Origin of the sequence: Pseudomonas sp. St29 (assembly GCF_001547915.1) — a bacterium.
GTDB lineage: Bacteria > Pseudomonadota > Gammaproteobacteria > Pseudomonadales > Pseudomonadaceae > Aquipseudomonas.
In genome coordinates this window covers 5,548,440-5,564,700 of the sequence record NZ_AP014628.1, presented here as the reverse complement: position 1 = coordinate 5,564,700, position 16,261 = coordinate 5,548,440, and the positions used below count along the sequence as shown (strand labels likewise).

Genomic DNA, 16,261 nt, shown 5'->3' with positions numbered 1-16,261 from the left:
TTTCAGGCGCTGCGCGGGTAGCCGCTGTAGGACATGTTGGAAACCACCCGATTGCGACCGCTGGACTTGGCCTGATACAGCGCCTTGTCGGCGTCGCTCACCCATTGTTCCAGAGCGATCTCGGCATGGCCTGACCAGGTATTGATGCCGATGCTCACGGTCAGTGGCGTGGCCTGCGCGCTGACGGCCGGCAAGGCGGCGATGCTGGCGCGGATCTTCTCCGCCAGGACGGCGGCACCGGCGCTGTCGGTCCCCGGCAGGACAACCGCAAACTCCTCGCCGCCATAGCGCGCCGCCAGGTCCGACGGCCGCCCGGCGCATGCGTCGATGCACTGCGCCACCGCACGCAGGGCCTGGTCCCCCAGCGGATGGCCGAAGCGGTCGTTGAAGGATTTGAAGTGATCGACGTCGATCATCAACAGCGACAACGGCAGATGGGTGCGTCGGGCCCGGGCCCATTCGTTGCTCAGTACCTGGTCCAGGGTACGGCGATTGGCCACGCCGGTGAGGGCATCGACGGCTGCCAGGCGTGCCAGCTCCTGCTCGGCGTTCTGTCGGCGCCGCAGTTCGCGACACAGTTGCCAGGTCAGCCAGAACAGAGCGATGCACAGCCCCCCAGTGGCACCGCTGATCAGCAGCGCGGTACGTTGCCAGGCCGCGAAGACCTCGTCGATGGACAGCGCGACAATCACGATCAGCGGCAGATCGCCCACCTGGGAAAAGGTGTAAAGCCGTTGCCTCTGATCAACACTGGAAACGCTTCTGAAGCTGCCATTGCCTTCGCGCAGGATGCGCAAGAAGTTGGGACGGTTGCTGAAGTTCTTGCCAATCAGGTCATCCGCCAGGGGCGGCTGTTGGGCCAGCAGAACCCCATCGCGGCTGATCAGGTTGATCGAGCCGTTGCGACCGATATCCAGATTCTTGAACAGCTCATTGAAGTAGCTCAGGCGCATGGCCGCCTCGGCTACCCCAATGAACTGGCCATGCTCATCGCTGAGCCGCCGGCTGAAGCTGATCCGCCAATCGTGATCGGCGGTGCGCGCGCGGAACGGCGGACTGATCATCATGCCCGGGTCCGGATTGTCGAGGTGCGATCGAAAGTACTCGCGATCGGCGTAGTTGCCTGTGCGCGGCACGACCGAGGCCGAGTCGGCCAGCACGTTGCCGTGCCTGTCCAGCAGCAGGATGTCGCCCTTGTAGGGCGCGGCGGTGGCCCGGTCGAACAGTGCCAGATGACGGATGGACGCCGAAATGCCCTTGAGGTCGTCGCGTTGCGTGGCGTTGATCAGGCCCTTGAGGGACAGGTCGTAGAGCTCGACGTTGCGCAACACATCGGCATCGATCAGTTGCACGATGTTGTTCGCGGCACGGGTCGCTGCCTGCTCGGCAGCCGCGTGTTCGCGGATCAACAGGTAGGTGACGATGCTGAGAATGGCCACGACGATCAGCGAACTGGCCAGGACCACCAGGCGTTCCGTCTTTGACGCGATTTTCCCTGTGCGAGGGGGCGCACTGCTCACGCTCATGATTTTGATTTCTGCTACGTCGACAGGTGTCAGTCTAGTGTGGACGTGGGTTACAGAAATCGGTCACGCCGTCGCGCCTGTATAAATCCCGGATACAAAAAAGGCCAGCAAAACATGCCGGCCTTTTTGACTGAAGCGCCTTAGAAGACGTTGATCGGGTAGTCGACGATCACTCGGTATTCATCGGTGTCGTTATCCAGTGCGCCATAGCCGTTGCCGCCACGGTTGGTCGCCCATTGCAGGCGTACGGCGAGGTCCTTGGCGCTGCCGCCCTGGACCACGTACTTGAGGTCCAGATCGCGCTCCCAGTGCTTGGCGTTCTTGCCGTCGGCGCTGTACCAGGAGGCATAGCCACGGCTGTCCGGATCGACCTTGGTCAGGTCCAGTTCACCGCGGGAGTAGGACAGCGACGAAGTCAGGCCCGGCAGGCCGAGGCCGGCAAAGTCGTACGCATACTTGAGCTTCCACGACCGCTCGTTGGGACCGTTGAAGTCCGAATACTGCTGGGAGTTGTCCAGGTAGATGCTGTCACCCTGGGCGATGTAGTCGAACGGGGTGTTGCCGTTGACCCGCTGATAGGCGGCCGTGACGCTGTGACTGCCCACGCCGACGGTGAAGTGCAGGCTGTAGGTGTTGTTGTCGATGTGGCCCAGCAGGGCCTGGCCGGTGTCCTGGGTGTGATAGACGTGCAGGCCAGGGTTGAGGCTGACCAGGTCGTTGACCGCGTAGGTGTAGTCCAGGTCGTAGTAGTACTGGTTCCAGATGTCCTTGAGTTCGGAGGCGTAGAGGCTGCTGGTCAGCCCCGGCACGCCGCTCCAGGCCACCCCGGCCCAGTTCAGGTGCCGGCTCTCGTCACCATCGCGCAGGCTGCCGTAGGAGCTGCCGATGCGTTTGTGTCCGCTCTGGTTGTAGGGTTTGGTGAAGCTGGCCTGGCCACCCTCGATCATCCAGCCGTCGAAGCTACGGTTGGTCAGGCTGATGCCGCGGAAGGTCTGCGGCAGCATGCGGCTCATGCCCCCGGCGATCACCGGGTTGTTGAGGAACAGGTCGCCGGCCTTGAGCTCGGTGTCGAAGGCACGCATCTTCAAGGTGGCCCCGGCGCTGGAGAACGACCCCGGCGCCTTGTGCTGGCCACCGTCGCTGACGGGCAGGATGCTCGAGTTGCTGGTGCCGCCACCGCCGTCCAGCTTCAGACCGAGCATGGCATTGGCATCCAGGCCGAAGCCCAGGGTGCCCTGGGTATAGCCGGACTCGAAGACACCGAGCAAACCCTGGCCCCATTCGATGTTGTCATCCGCCTGCTGCTGCCGGTTGCGGTTCATGTAGTAGTTGCGCGCGTTGAGCTTGAGGCTCGATCCGGCGACAAAGCCTTCGCTCTTGCTCTCTTCGCCGGCCTGGGCCGAGGCGGGGATCGTTGCAGCGATTGCAATGAATAGTGGACTGGCTTTCAGTGAGATCCTGAACAACGTGTAGCTCCTTTGGTGGATGAACTGGGTTTCTTATTGTGAAATCGCGAGTTGCTTGCCCCAGGCCCGACGCCTGTGGCGCGGGTTCTTGCGTGGCAAAAAAAAGCCGCTGAAGTCAGCGGCTTTAAGACAACTTGCTCCGGGGTTGAAAGCAGAGAAGTTGTCGAGGGAAACGAGTCGGTATCGCGGCTCAGCTGTCTTTTCGAGCGTCGCTCTGTTTTTGCTCAGCTGTGACTTTCTGGGCTTGCTGACTGTTTTGCTGCTGGGCGGCCTGAGCGATCTGGGCTTGTTCGGATGCGGCGGCGCGTGCGGCATTTCTGGCCACGAATCCCTGGGATTCCTCGGCCATGGCCATTGGCGCCACGAACAGAGAGGACAAAACAAAGGCGCTGGCGATACCCATACTGTTGGACATTTCTGAAGACCTTCTTGCAGAGCAAGTTCAATTCGGTGCGACAAAAATATAACCAGTGGGCTGCAGGAAAAAGAGCCGAACAGGATAAGGACTGTTACCAAAAAAACAACAGTGGACGCGAAGTTGTCGGCCCTGGCTGGCCAGCCAGGGCGTCATTGCGATGGGCGTGCGCTTCGTCGACGCCTGCGCCGGCAAGGCGGCTCCCACAGAACCCGAGAGCCCGAGAACCCGCGAGTCAGAGAGGCAGATACAGGCCGAAGGTATTGATGCCCCGGTCGCTGCGCACGAACACGTCGCCGCCGTGCATCAGGGCGATGGCCTTGACGATGGCCAGCCCCAGGCCATGGTTGGCGCCGCTGTTGCTGCGCGAGGCGTCGACCCGGTAGAAGCGCTCGAACAACCTGGGCAGGTGTTCACTGGCAATGCTCTGCCCCGGATTGCTCACGGCGATCGTCACCTGATGTTCCTGCACCTCGATCCGCACCCGGATCACTTCGCCCGCCGCCGTGTGCTGCACGGCATTGCTCAGCAGGTTGATCAGGGCCCGGCGCAGGTGGGCAATTTCGATGTGCACCTGGGCATCGCCCTGGACCTCGACCCGGACCTGGGCGTCTTCGAGGATGAAATCCAGGTAGTCCAGGGTGGTGGCCACTTCCGCCGCCAGGGAGGTGCTGGTGAGCTTGGTGGCCTTGCTGCCCTGGTCGGCGCTGGCCAGGAACAGCATATCGTTGACGATGGAGCGCAGCCGTTCCAGTTCTTCAAGGTTGGATTGCAGCACCTCGAAGTAATGCTCCGCCGAGCGGCCACGGGTCAGTGCCACCTGGGTCTGACCGATCAGGTTGGTCAGCGGCGAGCGCAGTTCATGGGCCACGTCGGCGTTGAACGATTCCAGGCGCGAGTAGGCCTGCTCGACCCGTTCCAGGGTGGAGTTGAAGGAGTTGACGAACTGGCTCAGCTCCGGTGGCAGGGGCGAGAGTTGCAGGCGCCCGGACAGCCGTGGCGGTGCCAGCCGCTGGGCCTCCTGGGACAGCTTGATCAGCGGCTTGAGGCCGATCCGCGCCACCCAGTAACCCAGGGCCGAGGCCAGCACGACGCCGACGATGGCCAGGCCGATCAGCGCCATCAGCAACTGGTGCTGGGTCTGGTGAACCGTGTCGGTCTCGATGGCGATCAGAAAGCGCAGGGGCGGGCGTTGTTCCTTGGCCGGCAACTGGCTGACCAGCACCTTCAACGGATAGGGATGGTCGCTCAGGTTCAGGTCGCGCATGCCCAACGGGCCTTCGGCGAATGCACGGATCTGCGGGTCCGGGTTGCCGTATTCATAACCGGGGTCGGCGCTCACCGCCCAGAAGCGGATGCGCCTGTCTTCCTCGCTGAGCAGCTTGAGCTTGGCGTTGATCTTGGCCCAGTGTTCCGGATTGCCGTAGCGGTTCAGGGCCGACTCCAGCACGCTGTAGCGCGCGTCCAGCTCGGCCTCCGGCAGCAGGCCCAGGCCCTTGTCCACCTGTTGATAAAGGGCGCCGCCAATCAGCAGGAAGATCAGCAGGGCCACCAGGGTGAACAGCCCGCTCAGGCGCAGGGCGATGGAGTTACTCGCCACTGCGGTTCTCCAGCACATAACCCATGCCGCGGATGGTGTGCAGCAGCTTGTGCTCGAAAGGTCCGTCGAGCTTGGCCCGCAGGCGCTTGATCGCCACTTCGACGACATTCGCGTCGCTGTCGAAATTGATGTCCCAGACCATCTCGGCAATCGAGGTCTTGGACAGGATCTCGCCCTGGCGCCGGGCCAGCACGCTGAGCAGGGAGAACTCCTTGGCGGTCAGGTCCAGACGGCTGCCACCGCGACTGGCCTTGCGGCTGATGAGATCGATCCACAGGTCGGCGATGCTGATCTGTACCGGCTCGTGACCACCGCTGCGGCGGGTCAGGGCCTGCAGGCGGGCCACCAGTTCAAGGAAGGAAAAGGGCTTGCCCAGGTAATCGTCGGCGCCATCGCGCAGGCCGCGGATCCGGTCCTCGACGCGCTCGCGGGCGGTGAGCATGATCACCGGGGTCTGCTTGCGCGCGCGCAGGGCCCGCAGCACGCCAAAGCCGTCGAGGCCGGGGAGCATGACATCCAGCACGATCACGGCGTAGTCGCTTTCCAGCGCCAGGTGCAGCCCCTCGATGCCATCCCGGGCCAGGTCAACGGTGTAACCCTGCTCGGTCAGTCCGCGATGCAGATAGTCCGCGGTTTTCTCTTCGTCTTCGATAATCAGAACGCGCATGACCCGCCTCAGGTGTTGGTGGCTGGCGAAAGAGCCGGCCGGGGCCGGTGGAACAGCCGCTCGAGCCACAAGTATATGACCGGCGTGGTGAACAGCGTCAGCGCCTGGCTCACCAGCAGGCCGCCGACCACGGCGATACCCAGGGGCTGGCGCAGCTCGGCGCCGGTGCCGTAGCCGAGCATCAGGGGCAGGGCGCCGAGCAAGGCGGCCAGGGTGGTCATGATGATCGGCCGGAACCGGGTGATGCAGGCCTGGTAGATCGCCTCCTCAGGAGGCAGGCCGCCGTTGCGCTGGGCTTCCAGGGCGAAGTCGATCATCAGGATGCCGTTCTTCTTGACGATGCCGATCAGCAGCACCAGGCCGATCAGCGCCATGATGGAAAAGTCCTGGCCACAGAGCCAGAGCATCAGCAAGGCGCCGAGCCCCGCCGAGGGCAGGGTGGAAATGATCGTCAGCGGATGCACGAAGCTTTCGTACAGCACCCCGAGAATGATGTACACGGCCACCAGCGCGGCGAGGATCAGGTACGGCTGGCTGGCCAGGGAGCTCTGGAAGGCCTGGGCCGCGCCCTGGAAGTTGCCGCTGATGGCCGCCGGCATGCCGATCTCGTTCTTGGCCTGTTCCAGCAGGATCACCGCGTCCCCCAGGGCCACGCCGGGGGCCAGGTTGAACGACAGGTTGGCGGCCGGGAACATGCCGTCGTGAGCGATCGACAACGGGCCGATGCTGGGCGCATCGAAACGCGCCAGGGCCGACAGCGGCACCATCTCCCCGGTCAACGGCGAGCGCAGGTAGAAGTAGTTGAGGCTCTCGGCCTTGCCCCGTTGCTGGGTGTCGAGTTCGAGGATCACGTTGTACTGGTTGATCTCGGTCTGGAACTCGTTGATCTGACGTTGGCCGAAGGCGTCGTACAGCGCCTGGTCGACATCGCTGGCGGTCAGGCCGAAGCGCGCGGCGGCGGTCCTGTCGATGTTGATATGGGTGATGCTGCCGCCCAGTTGCAGGTCGTTGGAGATGTCGCGGAACGCCGGGTTGCTGCGCAGTTTCTCGGTCAGGCGCTGGGTCCAGGTGGTCAGGGTCGGGCCGTCGTTGCTTTTCAGCACGTACTGGTACTGGGCGCGGCTGGGGCCCGAACTGAGGTTGATGTCCTGACCGGCTCGCAGGTAAAGGACGATACCGGGCACCTTCATCAGTTGCGGACGGATGCGGTCGATAAAGGCGCTGGCCGAGACATCCCGCTCGCTGCGCTTTTTCAGCGAGATCCAGAAGCGGCCGTTGGCGATGGTCTGGTTGCTGCCAGAGACGCCCACCGAATGGGAGAAGGCTTGCACCGCCGGGTCGGCGGCGACGATCTCGGCCAGCGCCTGGTGTTTCTTCACCATGTCCGGGTAGGAAATGTCCGCGGCGGCCTCGGTGGTTCCGAGCACGAAGCCGGTGTCCTGCACCGGGAAGAAGCCCTTGGGAATCAGGATGTAGCCGGCAATGGCCATGCTCAGGGTCAGGGCGAAAATCCCCAGCATCAGTTTCTGCCGGGCCAGGGCCCGGCGCAGGGCGCGCTCGTAGAGGGCCAGCAGACGCTCGCCGAAGCCTGGCTTGGCGTGGGCCGGGTGCACCGGGGCCCGCATGAACAGGGCGGCCAGGGTGGGCGCCAGGGTCAGCGATACCAGCACCGAAATCATGATGGTGGATGTCGCGGTCAGGGCGAACTCCTTGAACAGCCGGCCGACCACGCCGCCCATGAACAGCAGGGGAATGAACGCCGCCACCAGGGAGAAGCTGATGGACACCACGGTGAAGCCGATCTCGCCGCCCCCCTTGATCGCCGCCTCGCGCATGCCGTCGCCGGCTTCCAGATGGCGGTGGATGTTCTCCACCACCACGATGGCGTCGTCGACCACGAAGCCCACGGCGATGACGATGGCCACCAGGGTCAGGTTGTTCAGGCTGAAGCCCAGCACATACATCAGGGCGAAGCTGGCGGTCAGCGATACCCCCAGCACCGCGGAGACGATCAGGGTCGCCGACCACTGGCGCAGGAACAGCGCCATCACCGCCACCACCAGCAGCACCGCGATCAGCAGGGTGATCTCCACCTCGTGCAGCGAGGCGCGGATGGTCTGGGTGCGGTCCACCAGCACCTTGACCTGCACCGACGCCGGCAGCATCGCCTCAAGCCCCGGCAGGGCGGCCTGGATGCGGTCCACGGTGTCGACGATATTGGCCCCCGGCTGACGGGAGATCACCAGGTTGACCCCCGGCTGATCGCCGGACCAGGCCTGGACGTAGGCGTCTTCCGGGCCATTGACCACCCGGGCCACGTCCTGCAGGTGCACCGGTGCGCCGTTTTTGTAGGAAACGATCAGCTGAGCGTATTCCTCGGGATGAAACAGCTGGTCGTTGGTGGACAGGGTGGAAATGCTCGACTCGCCGTACAGCGCGCCCTTGGCCAGGTTGAGGCTGGTCTGCTGGATCGCCAGGCGGATGTCGGCCAGGGTCAGGCCGATGGCCGCCAGTTTGTCCGCCGCGGCCTGGATCCGGATCGCCGGGCGTTGCTGGCCGGTGATGTTGATCTGGCCGACGCCGTCGATCTGGCTGATCTGCCGGGCCAGCAGGGTTTCCGCGTAGTCGCTGAGCTCGGTGCCGGGCATCTGCGTCGAACTGATGCTGAGGATCAGCACCGGGCTGTCGGCCGGGTTGACCTTCCTCCAGGTGGGCAGGGTGGGCATGTCCTTGGGCAGTTTGCCAGCGGCGGTGTTGATCGCCGCCTGCACTTCCTGGGCGGCGGTGTCGATGCTCTTGTTCAGGGTGAACTGCAGGGTCAGCAGGGTCGAGCCCAGGGCGCTGCTGGAGGTCATCTGGGTCATGCCGGGGATGGCACTGAACTGCACTTCCAGGGGCGTGGCCACCGAGGACGCCATGGTGTCCGGGCTGGCCCCGGGCAGGGCCGCGGACACCTGGATGGTGGGGAACTCGGCTTCCGGCAGCGGCGCCACGGGCAGGCGCGGAAAGGCAACCGCCCCCAGCAGCACCAGGGCAAAGGTCAGCAGCACGGTGGCGACCGGATGGTCGACGCACCAGGCGGACAGGGAACCGTGCCCCTTCATGGCTTGGGCTCCCGGGCCGGCGCCGGCGGCGGGGCATTCAGCACCTGGACCTGGGAGCCGGGCTTGAGTCGCGACTGGCCGTCACTGACCAGCACATCCCCGGCCTGGACCCCGGAAATGATGTTCAGCTCGCTGTCTTGGTACAGCACCTGTACCGGCACGCTTTCCACCTGCTGGCTCTTGATCCGGAACACGAAGTGCTGGTCCAGGCCGCGCTGGACCACGGTGGGCGGCACGGTCAGCGCACCCCGGTCCAGCGCGGTCTGGATCTTCACGGTCACCAGTTGACCGGGCCAGAGCTTTTGCTGGGCGTTGTCGAATTCCGCCTTGGCGCGGATGGTGCCGGTGCCGGTGTTGATCTGGTTGTCGATCAGGCTCAGATGGCCATTGCCCAGCAGGGTGCCGGCGTTATTGCTGTCGGTGCCCAGGTAAGCCTGGACCGCCGCCGGGTCCTGGGCGCGAACCAGTTGCTGCAGGGTCGGCAGCATCTGCTGGGGCAGGGAGAACTCTACGGCGATGGGGTCGATCTGGGTCACCGAGAACAGGCCTTGCGCGTCGCTCACCCGCAGGAAGTTGCCTTCGTCCACGGTGCGAATGCCCACCCGGCCCGTGACGGGCGAGCGGATCTGGGTGTAGGACAGTTGGACCTGCGCGGCATCGATGGCGGCCTGATTGCCCTGGGCCGTGGCGTTGAGCTGATTGACCAGGGCCGCTTGCTGGTCGTAGGTCTGTTTCGAGACGCCGTCATCCACCGACAGCAGCTTGTAGCGCTTGAGGTTGACCTGCGCCACCTGCAACTGGGCCTGGTTCTGTGCCAGCTGGGCCTTGGCCTGATCCAGGTTGGCGCGGATCGAGCGGTCATCGAGGGTGGCCAGCAGGTCCCCGGCCTTGACCTGTTGTCCCTCCCTGACCAGCAATCGGGTGAGGATGCCATCCACCTGGGGACGGATGATCACGCTGTGCAGCGACAACACCGTACCGATGCCGCTGACGTAGCGCGGCACATCCTGCTGGAGCACCTGCACCGCTCGCACCGGAATGGCCGTGGGCGCGGCCAGCCTGGCGGTCGCCGGCTTGTTGAAAAACCAGGCCGCGCCAGCGGTGAGGCCCACCAGCAGCGCTGCGGTCACGACGGTTTTCTTGGCAATGGGCATAGAGGTAGAACGCCGGGGGCAATGGTGTCGAAAGGCTGGCCATGATCTGTTGACAGTTATAGTCCGGCAACCCGGTCAGCACCGTGACCGCCAGCTGTCAGCGCTGTCAGAAAAGTACAGCCCGACCGCCGTGCCCCAGGTCAAAGATCGCGGGCGCGCAGGTATACTGCCGGCCACTGCGGCCCGTTCCCTGGCGCGGATTATCTTTCTCCCCTGGAGCTTCCATGACTTGCCCTGCACAACCTGCTGCGGATGACGGCCTGAACGTCGATCCCGCGGCCGCCCCGGCCACTCCTGAAACCGAGGCCAAGGCGGCGATTCCGGCGTTCAAGTTTCCTTTCAAGCCGTCCGAGTTCGCGCCGGCCAAGAATGCCCAGCAGCCCTGGTACAAGAACGGTGCCAGCAACGGCCACACCAAGACCCCCGGCGCAGCGCCGCCCGGCACCCGTCGCTCCATGGGCAAACGTTGAGATCGCCGACAATCGCAGACATTGCCCTTATTTGCGCTTTTTAATCGCAGTGATGGCTAATTGCTTTAAACCTGAGCTGGATCAGTATTTGTGGCATCAGTGCGCTTAGAGTCAGCAGCCCTGCCGACTCCACCTAACAAATACGAGCGCGCTTCCCATGAAGATCAACCTGCCGGTTACTGGGCGAAACGTGGACTTTGCCCCTGATGCGAACATACTTTCGACCACCGATCTGACCAGCGCGATCACCTACGCCAATCCTGATTTCATCAAGATCAGCGGCTACACCCGTGAGGAACTGCTGGGGTCGCCGCATAACCTGCTGCGTCACCCGGACATGCCCCCGGCGGCCTTCGGCCATATGTGGCGCACGCTCAAGCGCGGCCGCTCGTGGATGGGCATGGTCAAGAACCGTTGCAAGAACGGTGACCACTACTGGGTCAGCGCCTACGTCACCCCGGTGACGCGTGACGGTCAGGCGGTGGAATACCAATCGGTGCGCACCAAGCCCAGCCCGCAACAGATCGCCGCCGCGGAGCGGGCCTATGCCCGACTCAGGGAGGGCGGGCCTTCATGGTGGAGCCTGCTGCCGGTCATGAGCCTGCGCTTGCGCCTGTGGGCCGCCATCAGCGCCGGTTTTATCGGCAGCTTCGGGGTTTCAGCGTGGCTGCTGCCCGAGTCCTGGATGCTCCAGGGCACGGTGATGGCCATGGGCTGGTGCCTGAGTCTGCTGGCGGTCGGTGTGCAAATGCGCCCGCTGGACCGCCTGGCCGAGCGCGCCCGGCAGATCGGCGACAACCCACTGAGCCAGGGTATCTACACCGGTCGTGCGGACGAATTCGGACGTATCGAGTTCGCCCTGCAGATGCTCGAAGCCCAGGTAGGAGCCGTGGTGGGGCGGATTGGCGATGCCTCCCAGCGCCTGGCCGGGCATGCCGCGGAGCTGGTGGAGCATCTGCACAGCAGCCATAACAGCACCCTGGAACAGCAGGCGGAAACCGATCAGGTGGCCGCGGCCATTCACCAGATGGCCGCCAGCGTGGCCGAGGTCGCCACCCATGCCCAGCAGGCCTCGGTGGCGGCGGATCAGGCGGAAAGCGAAACCCGCGAGGGGCATCAACTGGTGGGCGAAAGCCGCAGCGCGGTGTTGCGCCTGGCCAGCGAGCTGGAGCGGGCCACCGAGGTCATCCATCAACTGGAAGGCCACAGCTCGGATATTTCCGGGGTGCTGGAGGTGATTCGCAGCATTGCCGAACAGACCAACCTGCTGGCCCTGAATGCGGCCATCGAGGCGGCGCGGGCCGGCGAGCAGGGACGCGGCTTTGCCGTGGTGGCCGATGAGGTGCGCGGGCTGGCCCAGCGGACCCAGGACTCCACCAACGAGATCCAGCGCATGATCAGCACCCTGCAAAATGCGGCGCGCCATGCGGTGGAGGCCATGCAGCACAGCAGTGCGCATGTGGAAAGCAGCGTCGATCAGGCCCAGCGCGCGGCGGTGGCCCTGGACGGCATCAGCCAGCGGGTCAACCAGATCACCGAGATGAGCCTGCAGATTGCAGCGGCAGTGGAAGAGCAGAGCGCGGTCAGCGAGGACATCAACCGCAACATCATGGGCATTCGCAATGCCTGCGAGGTGACGGTCAGCGCCGGCCAGCTCAGCCACGTCAATTCAGGTGATGTGGCCGGGCTGGCGGGGGACCTGCGCCAACTGGCCCAGGAGTTCTGGCATAAGCGTGGATAGGCCGCCGCGCTGGGCGGCGGCCAGCCGGCGCCGCCGGCTCAGGCGGCGCGCAGGGAGATGAAGGCGTAGTCCACGCCGGCAGTGCTGACCACCTGGGCCCCGGCGGCCAGGACCTGGCTGGCGATGTCGTCGCCGGACAGGTGAAAGCGCCACGGCTGGCTCGCGGTCTGCGGGGGAGCGGCGCGGACCTGGTCGATGGCGGCGGCCAGGGCGTTCATGTCGGGCAGATAGGCAGTGAAACCGTCGCCCTTGAGGGCCGTGGTGCGAATGCCCAGCAGGGCGCAGATGGCTTCCTTGGTGTGGATATCGTCGCGGTCGGCCTGGCGCGAGCGCGCGATCAGTTCCGCCAGCTCCTGGTCCACCAGTTCACCCCCGAGGATCAGTTGCGGGCCCTGTTCCCATGAATGCGGCGGGCAGTCCTTGGCCAGCGGATTGAGCGGAATGTGTGGATTGATTTCCATCGGATAGATGCGACACACCAGCGGTCGCCGCTCATAGATGCGACAGCGCGACTCTTCGTCAAGATTCCGGCAGGGGCCGACGTTGTAGGCGGCAAAGGTGATCGCCACGTAGGCTTCGGTACTGCCACTGGTGATCCGGCAGGAACGGCGTTCGGCGTGTTCGCGCTGTTGCGCCGGCAGCCCCAGGCCATTGCCGAGAAAGGCCTCCACCAGAACGATCACCTGACCGCCGTCAGCCGCCCAGGCCCGGGCTTCCGTGAGGGTCAGGGGCACGTGGTGATCGGTGCAGCACTTGCCGCAACCAACGCAGGAAAACTGGGTGTTCATGGATCGGGGAACCCTTCTGGGGCGATGGGGATCGCGTCGAAAAAAACACGTCGACGCGGCTGGAGCAGGGGCCAAGCAAGTTGCACGCCACCCGCCGCGGCTGGCGGGGTGGGGCGGGTCGGTCGCTGCTCAGGAGCCCCGGGGCACCCGTTCGCGACGCAGGATCTGCATGCCGGCGCTTTCATACAAACGACGGGCTCGCCGGTTGTCTTCCAGAACCCGGAGATCGACAAAGCCTTCCCGGCGTTCGGCGAACATCACGAAGGCCTGCTCCAGGAGGGCCCTTCCCACCCCCTGGCCACGGGCGCGGGGATGCACCACCAGATCCTTGATGTAGGCGCTGGTCCAGCATTGGGCGACGCCGATCAGGCCGTCGGCATCACGGGCCAGCAGACAGAGTTGTGGATCGTATTCGGCATCGCTTTCGAAGCACTGGCGCCAGCGGTCCAGCGTCGGCACGCTGCCGCCGCCATCCTGGTAGCCCAGGTGCATCAGCTGATGCACCTGGGCGGCCAGCTCGGGCTGGTAGTGCAGCAGGGTGACGCCGGGCGGCCACTGCGGGGCGGCCTGCGCACGGGTGAGATCGCGGCGCAGCAGCAGGCAGTGGATCTCGCTCATGGTTCAGGCCGCCTGGCTGGCGATGGTTTTGGCGGCGTCGATCAGGCAGCGGGTCAGTTCTGGCGAAGAGAACTTGGTGAGTACCGCATTGGCCCCGGCCTGACGCGCTTTTTCACTGTTCATCGCGCTGTCCAGGGAGGTGTGCAGCAGCACGTAGAGGTGAGCGAAGTCCGGGGTTTCCCGCAGGGTCCGGGTCAGGGCGTAGCCGTCCATTTCCGACATCTCGATGTCCGAGACGATCAGGTTGATCTCGTTGGCCGTGCCCTGCAGTTCCAGCAGGCAGTCGATGGCCTCCTTGGCACTGCGGGCGGTGTGGCATTGCAGGCCGAGGTTGCGCAGGGTGTGCACCGATTGCTGCAGCGCCACCTGACTGTCGTCCACCACCAGGATCCGCGCGTTGCCCAGGGCTTCGGCGTCTTCCATGCTCAGTTCGGTGGGCGCCATCTCGATCTGCGCCGGGGCAATGCCGTGGATCACCTTCTCGATGTCCAGCACCTGCACCAGGGTGCCGTCCACCTGGGTCACGCCGGTGATGTAGGACTTGATACCGCCGGAGCCAAAGGGTGGCGGGCGGATATCAGTGGTCAGGCAATGCACGATCTTGCTCACGGCCTGCACGTGCAGACCCTGCTTGGAGCGGCTGACGTCGGTGACGATCAGGCAGCCGCTGTCGGGGTCGGCCAGAGGGCGCTCGCCAATGGCCCGGCTGAGGTCGATCACCGACAGCGAGTTGCCGCGCAGGGTGGCGATGCCTTTCACATGGGGGTGGGATTCCGGCAGCTTGGTCAGCGGCGGGCAGGGAATGATTTCACTGACTTTAAGCAGGTTGATTGCCATCAGCTTGCCGCTGCGCAAGGTAAACAGCAGAAGCGAAAGCGAATCTGCGCGGGCTTTGTTGGAGGACATAAAAACCTTCTCTGAAAAAGTTGGCGTGTGGCTCGACCCACGGAGCACCATTGATAACGGGTTATCGACGTGTTCAGGGCAGGCTTTAGCGGTGTTCCTGCTTTCCGTCGGCGCTGCTGCCTTCGCCGGTCAGCCGGCGAAGGCAGCGGGGCGTGGCGTTCTGCCGATGCTGGCGTTTAGCGCAGGCCCAGGCGTTTGGCCAGACGGCTGAGGTTGGCTCTGTCCAAGCCTAGCTCACGGGCGGCACTGGCCCAGTTGTGCTGGTGCCGTTCCAGGCAGGCGTTGATCAGCTGGCGTTGATAGTGCTCGGTGGCCTGGCGCAGGTCGCCTTCGAGGGGCGCTGGCGCCAGGCTTTCCAGGGCCGGGGCGAGGACGCCGGGCGCTTTTTCGCCGAGCCCGGGCAGGTCGAGGTCGGCTGCATCCAGGCTGAGAATTTTCGGGCGTTCGCGGCAGTTGCCCAGGGCCTTGAGGGCGCTGCGGCCGATCAGGTGCTCCAGCTCGCGAACGTTGCCCGGCCAGTTGTAGCCCAGCAGCGCCTGCTGCGCGTCGGCACTGAGCCGCAGACTGCCCAGGCCCATGCGCGAACGGTTCTGCTCCAGGAAGTAGCCGCTGAGCAGCAGCACGTCGCGACCCCGGTCGCGCAGGGCCGGCACTCGCAGCGGGTAGACGCTGAGGCGGTGGTAGAAGTCGGCACGGTAGCGCCCGCTGCGCACTTCTTCGGCCAGGTCGCGGTTGGTGGCGGCGATCAGGCGCACGTCCACCTGATGCTCCTTGTCCGAACCCAGGCGCTGCAACTGTCCGCTTTGCAAGACCCGCAGCAGTTTGGCCTGGACCGAGAGCGACAGTTCGCCCACCTCATCGAGAAACAGCGTGCCGCCATTGGCCAGCTCGAATTTGCCCCGCCGATCCTGGGTGGCTCCGGTGAAGGCGCCGCGCACATGGCCGAACAGTTCGCTTTCCACCAGGGTGTCGGGCAGGGCCGCGCAGTTGAGGCTGATGATCGGCTGTTCGGCCCGGGGCGAGGCGGCGTGAATGGCCTGGGCCACCAACTCCTTGCCGACGCCGGTTTCACCGGTGATCAGCACCGTCAGGTCGCTGCCGCCCACCAGGCTGATTTCTTCCAGCAGGCGCTTGTGGGCCTTGCTCTGGCCGATCATTTCGCGGTGCTGTCCGCTGGCCTGGCGATAGACTTCGGCCCGTTGATGCTCGTTTTCGGCCCGCAGAGCCAGGCGTTCGATACGCTCGGCGGCACTGACCGTGGCCGCGGCGAGGCTGGCGAAGGCTTGCAGGGCGTCCAGTTCGATGGGCTCGAAGCGCTGCGGGTCCAGGGCATCGAGGGTCAGCAGGCCCCAGGGGCGCTCATCGACGAACAGCGGGCAGCCCATGCAGTCATGGACTTCCAGGTGGTCGTCAAGACCTTCCACCAGACCGTCATAGGGATCGGGCAGCTCACTGTCGCTGGCAAAGCGGGTCGGGCCCGGGCTGGCGAGCAGGGCGGCAAAGCGTGGGTGCTCGCTCACCTTGAAGCGGCGGCCCAGGGTATCGGTGCTCAAGCCGTCCACCGCCAGCGGCACCAGCCATTCGCCATCCAGGCGCAGCAGCGCCGCGGCATCGCAGGGCAGCAGGGCGCGCAAGGCTTCCAGCAGGCGGCGGTAACGTTCGCCCTCGGGCAGTTCCCGGGACAGGTCGGTCACCAGGGGGAGCAGGGTCGTGAGCAGGGATTTTGCGGTCATAATGACTCCGTCTAGTCTTAATGACTATAAGTACATTGCTGTCTTTATGACTAACTTAATTTTAAGTTATTGA

Annotated in this window: 13 protein-coding genes and 1 pseudogene; 3 read left to right on the top strand and 11 right to left on the bottom strand. The window is 64.8% G+C overall.

Features of this window, described 5'->3' with window-relative positions; translation table 11 throughout:
• Nucleotides 1-2: 2 nt before the first annotated feature.
• From PST29_RS24685 to PST29_RS24655, 7 genes are all read right to left on the bottom strand, one after another.
• A complete protein-coding gene (locus tag PST29_RS24685) occupies nucleotides 3-1,526 on the bottom strand; it encodes a sensor domain-containing diguanylate cyclase (RefSeq protein ID WP_060844569.1) in 1,524 nt (507 codons plus the stop codon).
• 140 nt (nucleotides 1,527-1,666) lie between these two features.
• A complete protein-coding gene (locus PST29_RS24680; RefSeq protein WP_060840958.1) occupies nucleotides 1,667-2,992 on the bottom strand; it encodes an OprD family porin in 1,326 nt (441 codons plus the stop codon).
• 190 nt (nucleotides 2,993-3,182) lie between these two features.
• On the bottom strand, nucleotides 3,183-3,407 hold the full coding sequence (locus PST29_RS24675; RefSeq protein ID WP_060844568.1) for a hypothetical protein: 225 nt from the start codon (nucleotides 3,405-3,407) through the stop codon (nucleotides 3,183-3,185).
• A gap of 235 nt (nucleotides 3,408-3,642) precedes the next feature.
• Nucleotides 3,643-5,007, bottom strand: a complete 1,365-nt coding sequence (locus PST29_RS24670; protein WP_060840956.1) for a heavy metal sensor histidine kinase — start codon at nucleotides 5,005-5,007, stop codon at nucleotides 3,643-3,645.
• Nucleotides 4,997-5,674, bottom strand: coding sequence for a heavy metal response regulator transcription factor (locus PST29_RS24665; protein ID WP_060840955.1), 678 nt, complete (start codon nucleotides 5,672-5,674; stop codon nucleotides 4,997-4,999). Before PST29_RS24665 ends, PST29_RS24670 begins: the two co-directional genes overlap by 11 nt.
• Before the next feature lie 8 nt (nucleotides 5,675-5,682).
• Nucleotides 5,683-8,778, bottom strand: coding sequence for a multidrug efflux RND transporter permease subunit (locus PST29_RS24660; RefSeq protein ID WP_060844567.1), 3,096 nt, complete (start codon nucleotides 8,776-8,778; stop codon nucleotides 5,683-5,685).
• On the bottom strand, nucleotides 8,775-9,932 hold the full coding sequence (locus tag PST29_RS24655; protein ID WP_060844566.1) for an efflux RND transporter periplasmic adaptor subunit: 1,158 nt from the start codon (nucleotides 9,930-9,932) through the stop codon (nucleotides 8,775-8,777). The genes PST29_RS24660 and PST29_RS24655 overlap by 4 nt, the downstream gene beginning before the upstream one ends.
• A gap of 224 nt (nucleotides 9,933-10,156) precedes the next feature.
• Between PST29_RS24655 and PST29_RS24650 the strand changes: the two genes are divergently transcribed.
• The 3 genes and pseudogenes from PST29_RS24650 to PST29_RS24645 all read left to right on the top strand — a co-directional run bounded on the left by PST29_RS24650 (nucleotide 10,157) and on the right by PST29_RS24645 (nucleotide 12,143).
• Nucleotides 10,157-10,402, top strand: a complete 246-nt coding sequence (locus tag PST29_RS24650) for a hypothetical protein (protein ID WP_060840952.1) — start codon at nucleotides 10,157-10,159, stop codon at nucleotides 10,400-10,402.
• A gap of 157 nt (nucleotides 10,403-10,559) precedes the next feature.
• A pseudogene (locus PST29_RS32900) lies at nucleotides 10,560-10,841 on the top strand (PAS domain-containing protein); the annotation flags it as partial.
• 246 nt (nucleotides 10,842-11,087) lie between these two features.
• The gene (locus PST29_RS24645) at nucleotides 11,088-12,143 is read left to right on the top strand and encodes a methyl-accepting chemotaxis protein (RefSeq protein ID WP_375136262.1); all 1,056 of its coding nucleotides are present in this window, start codon (nucleotides 11,088-11,090) and stop codon (nucleotides 12,141-12,143) included.
• Between the two features lie 38 nt (nucleotides 12,144-12,181).
• On the opposite strand, the gene PST29_RS24640 is transcribed toward PST29_RS24645, so the two are convergent.
• From PST29_RS24640 to norR, 4 genes are all read right to left on the bottom strand, one after another.
• Nucleotides 12,182-12,931 (bottom strand): YkgJ family cysteine cluster protein, encoded by a 750-nt coding sequence (locus tag PST29_RS24640; protein WP_060844565.1) that lies wholly within the window; start codon nucleotides 12,929-12,931, stop codon nucleotides 12,182-12,184.
• A 129-nt stretch (nucleotides 12,932-13,060) separates the two neighbouring features.
• Nucleotides 13,061-13,549 (bottom strand): GNAT family N-acetyltransferase, encoded by a 489-nt coding sequence (locus PST29_RS24635; protein WP_060840949.1) that lies wholly within the window; start codon nucleotides 13,547-13,549, stop codon nucleotides 13,061-13,063.
• A gap of 3 nt (nucleotides 13,550-13,552) precedes the next feature.
• Nucleotides 13,553-14,455, bottom strand: a complete 903-nt coding sequence (locus PST29_RS24630; RefSeq protein ID WP_060840948.1) for a chemotaxis protein CheV — start codon at nucleotides 14,453-14,455, stop codon at nucleotides 13,553-13,555.
• 176 nt (nucleotides 14,456-14,631) lie between these two features.
• Complete coding sequence (norR, locus tag PST29_RS24625) at nucleotides 14,632-16,188, bottom strand: nitric oxide reductase transcriptional regulator NorR (protein ID WP_060840947.1); 1,557 nt, start codon at nucleotides 16,186-16,188, stop codon at nucleotides 14,632-14,634.
• Nucleotides 16,189-16,261 lie beyond the last annotated feature (73 nt).